Annotated in this window: 2 protein-coding genes and 1 pseudogene; all 3 read left to right on the top strand. The window is 66.7% G+C overall.

Features of this window, described 5'->3' with window-relative positions; all coding sequences use genetic code 11:
• Nucleotides 1–144: pseudogene (gene gudD, locus VLK61_RS21380) on the top strand (glucarate dehydratase); the annotation flags it as partial.
• A gap of 26 nt (nt 145–170) precedes the next feature.
• Entirely contained in the window at nt 171–986 is an 816-nt protein-coding gene (locus VLK61_RS21375; RefSeq protein ID WP_325423717.1) for an HpcH/HpaI aldolase family protein, read from the top strand.
• Between the two features lie 29 nt (nt 987–1,015).
• Nucleotides 1,016–1,807: 2-hydroxy-3-oxopropionate reductase (locus VLK61_RS21370; protein ID WP_325423715.1), on the top strand; the 792-nt coding region annotated here is incomplete at its 3' end.

The following is a 1,807-nucleotide window of genomic DNA, read 5'->3' as shown; positions in this document are numbered from 1 at the left end:
GTCGAACTGGACATGGCCGAGGTCGAGAAGGCACACCAGCTGTACCTGCAGCACGGCCTCGGTTCGCGCGATGATGCGGCGGCGATGCAGTACCTGATCCCGAACTGGACATTCAATCCGAAACGCCCGGCGCTGGATCGTTGAACTTCAAGAACTCCCTGGAGACCCCGATGAGAGAAAACCGCTTGCGCACGATCTGGAAGTCAGGCGGCGCTGCCGTCAACGGCTGGCTGGCCATTCCCAACAGCTTCTCGGCCGAGACCATGGCCCATCAGGGCTGGGACACGCTGACCATCGACCTGCAGCACGGTGTCGTCGACTACCAGGCGATGGTCGGCATGCTGCAGGCCATCTCCACCACGCCGACGGTGCCGGTGGTGCGTGTGCCCTGGCTGGAGCCCGGCATCCTGATGAAGACCCTGGACGCCGGTGCCTATGCGGTGATCTGCCCGATGATCAACACGCGGGAAGACGCGCAGAAGCTGGTGGCCTACACCCACTACGCGCCCAAGGGCACGCGCAGTTTCGGGCCGGTGCGTGCGCTGCTGTACGGCGGCGCGGACTATCCGCAGCATGCCAACGACACCATCGTCACCTTCGCGATGATCGAGACGGCGCAGGCGCTGGACAACCTGGACGATATCCTGTCGGTCGAAGGGCTGGATGCGATCTACATCGGCCCCTCGGACCTGTCGCTGGCGCTGGGCTGCACGCCGACCTTCGACGACCTGGACCCGCCGGCGGCCGAGGCGGTCGATCACATCCTGGCGCGGGCCAAGGCCCATGGCCTGGTGGCCGGCATCCACAACGGCAGCCCGGATGCGGCGCTCAAGCGCATCGCCAAGGGTTTCCAGTTCGTCACCGTCAGCTCCGATGCGCGGCTGATGGCCGCCGGCGCACAGGGCGTGGTCTCGCGCATGCGCAGCGGCCTGGCGACAAGCTCGGTGACGCCGGCAGCACCGGCCGCCGGCTCCGGCTCGTATTGAATTGATTGCTATCACGCAAAGGACATGACATGAAGATCGGTTTCATCGGCTTGGGCATCATGGGCGCGCCGATGGCGCAGCACCTGCTGGCGGCCGGCCACACGCTGGTGGTCCCGCAGCGCAAGAAACTGCCCGAAGCGCTGGCCCCGGCCACCGTGGTGGCCAACAGTGCCGAAGTCGCGCGCGCGGCCGAGGTGGTGATCCTGATGCTGCCGGACACGCCCGATGTCGAGCAGGTGCTGTTCGGCGAGAACGGCGTGGCCGCTGGCCTGAAGGCCGGCACCACGGTGGTCGACATGAGCTCGATCTCGCCGATCGAGACCAAGCGCTTCGCCGCCCGCATCAATGAACTGGGTTGCGACTACCTCGACGCGCCGGTGTCCGGCGGCGAGGTCGGCGCCAAGGCCGCGAGCCTGACCATCATGGTCGGCGGGCCTGAAGCTGCGTTCGAACGCGTGAAGCCGCTGTTCGAGAAGATGGGCAAGAACATCACGCTGGTCGGCGGCAATGGCGATGGCCAGACCACCAAGGTGGCCAACCAGATCATCGTCGCGCTGAACATCGCCGCGGTCGGCGAGGCGCTGCTGTTCGCCAGCAAGGCCGGCGCCGACCCGGCCAAGGTGCGCCAGGCGCTGATGGGCGGCTTTGCGGCCAGCCGCATCCTCGAAGTGCATGGCGAACGCATGATCAAGCGCACGTTCAACCCGGGCTTTCGCATCGGCTTGCACCAGAAGGACCTGAACCTCGCGCTGGCCGGCGCCAAGGCCATCGGCGTGTCACTGCCGCAGACGGCCGGTGCCGCGCAACTGATGCAGGCTTGC

Source organism: Aquabacterium sp., from assembly GCF_035476535.1.
GTDB lineage: Bacteria > Pseudomonadota > Gammaproteobacteria > Burkholderiales > Burkholderiaceae_C > Pseudaquabacterium.
Note: the sequence above shows the minus strand (reverse complement) of the source record. Positions and strands in the feature narration are given on the sequence as shown.

Excerpts from the sequence above, each read along its gene's own strand:
- VLK61_RS21375 (WP_325423717.1), top strand. The coding sequence starts at position 171 with ATGAGAGAAAACCGCTTGCGCACGATCTGGAAGTCAGGCGGCGCTGCC.